This is a genomic window from Apibacter sp. (genome assembly GCF_025291155.1).
Classification (GTDB): Bacteria; Bacteroidota; Bacteroidia; order Flavobacteriales; family Weeksellaceae; genus Apibacter.
This window is the reverse complement of sequence record NZ_JAMBJZ010000123.1, coordinates 1-4,557: the sequence shown is the minus strand read 5'-3', so window position 1 is coordinate 4,557 and position 4,557 is coordinate 1. Positions and strand designations below refer to the sequence as shown.

General features: G+C 28.2%; 3 protein-coding genes. 1 reads left to right on the top strand and 2 read right to left on the bottom strand.

The features are described 5' to 3' along the window. The coding region (locus M3Z80_RS09245; protein WP_293919327.1) for an HD domain-containing protein at window positions 1-429 on the bottom strand (429 nt) is incomplete at its 3' end. A 179-nt stretch (window positions 430-608) separates the two neighbouring features. On the opposite strand from M3Z80_RS09245, the gene M3Z80_RS09240 reads away from it, so the two are divergent. Beyond that, complete coding sequence (locus tag M3Z80_RS09240) at window positions 609-2,759, top strand: S46 family peptidase (RefSeq protein ID WP_293919326.1); 2,151 nt, start codon at window positions 609-611, stop codon at window positions 2,757-2,759. A gap of 50 nt (window positions 2,760-2,809) precedes the next feature. On the opposite strand, the gene M3Z80_RS09235 is transcribed toward M3Z80_RS09240, so the two are convergent. Further along, window positions 2,810-4,213: an anion permease gene (locus M3Z80_RS09235; protein WP_293919325.1), complete on the bottom strand. Its 1,404-nt coding sequence runs from the start codon at window positions 4,211-4,213 to the stop codon at window positions 2,810-2,812. Window positions 4,214-4,557 lie beyond the last annotated feature (344 nt).

Below are 4,557 nucleotides of genomic sequence, written 5' to 3'. Positions count from 1 at the left end.
TACATCTTCAGATAATGTCAATAATAACTTTCGATAGTTCTCCGATTGTAAAGAAAGGTTTTGATGATCTATATTGGAAATTTTAGTAAGACCATCTATAATTTTGGCTACTTTAGGGTTAAATAATTTGCTGATATCTTCAATAGTATATTGGGTATCTTCGACTACATCATGCAATAGCGCACACGCTATACTTGTTGCTCCTAACCCTATTTCATCCGCAACTATTTTTGCTACTGCTAACGGATGATAGATATAAGGCTCACCTGTTTTTCTCCTTTGATCTTTATGAGCTTCTTTTGCAACATCAAATGCTTTTCTTATCAAAGATTTATCATCATTGGTTAAGTCTCTGTACGTGTTGCGAAGCATATCTTTATAGCGCTTGACTATTTCTTCTTCTTCTTTTTTAAAACCAATTTCATCCATGTCCTTAATAAACAGATTATTGAATTGTAAACATAATTTTAATCGCAGATTATGTATTTATAAACTTAATTAATATCAATACAAAGCTAATTAATTTTTCTATTAAATATGCTTTTTGATATTTTTATATTATTATATTATTTATAAATTTATATTTCGAACACTAATGAAAAAAATATATGAAAAAATCTACGTTCAAATCTATCTTATTCTTTTGTTTATTAACCATTTCCTTACAAATAAATGCTCAAACAGGAGGTGGTATGTGGTTACCTAATCAACTTAATGAAAAAGAAATGAAGGAAATGGGAATGAAAATTTCCGCAAAACAACTATTTAATACATCAAATCCAAGCATAAAAGATGCAATAGCACATTTCGGAAGAGGTTGTACTTCTGAAGTTATTTCACCTAAGGGGCTTTTACTTACTAATCATCATTGTGGCTATTATTATATTCAATCCCACTCTACGGTAAACAATGACTTGTTAACTAACGGATTTTGGGCCTCTAATTTTGAAGAAGAAAAACCAAATGAAGGATTAAAGGCTACTTTTATTGTTGATATTAAAGAAGTGACTTCACAGATTTTAAAAGGTTTAGATGATAATTTCTCAGAAGAACAAAGAAATCAATTAATTCAAGATAATATTAATAAAACGCTTTCTGCTTTGACAAAAGAAATATATCAAGAAATAGATATACTGCCTTTTTATAATGGAAACCAATATTATGCCTTTGTAACAGAAACTTATGAAGATATACGTTTAGTAGGCACTCCTCCTTCCTCTATTGGAAAATATGGATCAGATACTGATAATTGGATGTGGCCTAGACATACCGGAGATTTTTCAATCTTTAGAATTTATGCTGATAAAAATAATCATCCGGCTAAATATTCAAAAGATAATGTTCCCTACAAACCTAAATATTACTTACCCATTTCAATTAAAGAAAAAAAGGAAAATGATTTTTCATTTGTATATGGTTTTCCCGGAAAAACTCAGGAATATTTACCATCATCCGCCATTGAACAGATAATTGAGGTAATAAATCCTTCTAGGATTTCTTTACGAAATGAAACATTGAAGATTTTAGATCAAAATATGCGTGAAAACAAAGAAATAAAGATTAAATACGCTTCTAAATATGCTTCTATTGCAAATGGATGGAAGAAATGGATCGGTGAAAATCAAGGATTAATAAATACCCATGCCATTCAAAAAAAGAAAGACTATGAAACTAAATTATTAAAACAGACAAATGCATCTGATGATGAAAAAAATAAAAACCTAGCTATATTAACTTCAATGGATGAGATATACAAAACTAGTAATTCATTTATAAAAGCATCTACTTATTTCAATGAGGTGTTTTATTATAATTCAGAAACTTTTCGTATAGCTTCATTACTATCAAATCTTTTGAATAGTGACAATCGAAATTTTGAAAAAAATAAAGATAAAATAATCAAAAATTTAAACAAAATCTATAAAAATTATGATTCTGAATTAGACAAAAAAGTATCTGCAAAAATGTTATCGATGTACAGTATGGACATTGAACCAAGATTTCAAATTGCAGGTCATGAGGATTACGAAAAGATTTCTTCTTGTGAAGTTTTATTAAATAATTTATGGAATAATTCCTATATAACCGGTTCGAAAGGAGATTTACGATCAATTCTTTCTACGAATACTCAACAAATTATAAAAAACAAATTAAAAGAAGACGCTTTGGTTAGTTTTATCAGTCCTTATATTGAAATGTATAAAAATAAAGTTTCACCTTATCTTAATGAATATGAAAAGAAACTTGACAGTCTCCAAAGAAACTACATGAAAGCACAACTTAAAGCTTTTCCTAATAAAAAATTCTTTCCTGATGCTAACTCAACATTAAGAGTAACCTATGGTAAAATTGACGGATATTCACCAAAAGACGGTATATATTATAAACCATTTACAACATTAAGTGGAGTCATTGAAAAATATGTTCCTAATGACTATGAATTTGATCTTCCTAATAAACTAATGACTTTATATAATGAGAAAAATTATGGTCCCTATTCACAAAAAGAGGACATGATTGTAAATTATATTGCTACAAATCATACGACAGGAGGAAATTCAGGAAGTCCGGCTTTAGATTCACAGGGAAATTTAGTAGGTCTCAATTTTGATAGAGTTTGGGAAGGTACTATGAGTGATATAAATTACAATTCAAGTATTTGCAGAAACATAATGGTTGATATTAGATATATATTATTTATAATTGACAAATTTGCTGGAGCCAATCGTTTAATAAATGAAATGAAAATAATTAAATAAATTAAAAAAGGTTTTCAATAATTGAAAACCTTTTTTAATAGAAATATGATTTAAAACAATCCAATAACTTTCCACCAAGCTGTTCCGACAATTAACCAAATAGAGAGAATAACAAGACTCATAAAAAATCCTATTTTCCACCACTTTGCTAAAGGAACAAATCCGCAACCAAATAAAATAGGAGCCGGTCCACTGGAATAATGAGTAATGGACATATTAAGATTACTGAAAAAAGCAAATAATAGTATAGCTAACATCGGTGGAGCCCCTGCAGCTATAGAAATTGATACAAATATTACGTACATTGCACTAATATGAGCTATAGCACTTGCCATTAGATAATGAACATAATAATATACTAATAAAAGTATGAATAACATAGGCAACCAAGATAAATCTTTAACAGATTGGGCAACATATTTACCAAACCAAGGAATAAAACCTAAGGTATTTAATTGAGATGCTAAAGTCATTAAAATGGCAAACCAAATTATTGTATGCCATGCTTCTTTTTCACTAATCACATCATTCCATTCAAGTGCACGTGTTAATAATAAAATACATAGTCCTACAAAAGCGGTAAATGTTGCATCTATTTCAAGTAATGAACCTAAAACCCAAAAAGTCACTAAATAAGCAAACACTCCTAATACAATCCACTCCTTTCTAGTCATACTTCCCATTTCTTTTAATTTTTCCTTTGCTAATGCTTTCATTTCAGGAGTATGTTTTAATTCCGGAGGAAAAAATTTATACAAAATATAAGGAATTACAAGTAATGACAATAAACCTGGAACAATGGCAGCCAGAGCCCAATCAGTCCATGAAATTTTATATCCCATATTTTCAGCAAATTTTGCAATCATTGGATTACCTGCCATTGATGTCAAAAACATAGCGCAAGTAATAGCATTACATTGGAAAATACATTGTACTAAAAATGCTCCAATTTTATTTTGAGTTCCCTTTTCAGGAGTTGAATCATAGGCATCTGAAATAGAAAGAAACAAAGGGGTAATGATTCCTCCACATCGAGCAGATGTTGAAGGCATGGCAGGAGCAAAAATTAAATCAGTCATTACAAGCCCATAGGATAAACCTAAAGAATTGTTTCCTAATTTACTTATAAAGAGATAACCAACTCTTCTTCCAAAACCTGTTTTTATAAACCCCCTAGAAATGAAAAAAGCACAAGCAATCATCCAAATTGTTTTATCGCCAAAACCTGTTAGAGCACTTTTAATAGGTATTAAGTCTAATGCAACAACAGTTGTCATACTAAATATAGCCATTGCTCCTAATGGAAATGGAGATAAAATTAACCCTAATACAGTTGAAATAAATACTGATGCCAAATGCCATGCTTTTGGATCAACACCTATAGGAACAGGTATAAACCAAAGTATAACACCAACTAAAATAACCAATAAAAACTTTAATATATTTCTATTCATAATTTATTTTTTAATTTGTTTCACTTTTCTTTTATAAATAAATTCTATCTTAAAAAGACGATATAATCCAACTCTTGAAAGAAATATATAATAAGTAAAAAATATATCATAACGTTTAAACTCATTTTTTCTTTTTCAAGTTATTATTTATTTTATTTATTTACAATATGAAATAATTCATAAAATTTATTCAGTATTATCAATAATTAATGAATATAAAGTATAACATTTTATTAAATTTATCAATTAAAATTATAAAAGTCTTATAAATAATTATTTATAAATAAAAATTAAAATCGGAGTTATTTTAAGAATTGAATGAAGTTTATTATTAATAAATAAAG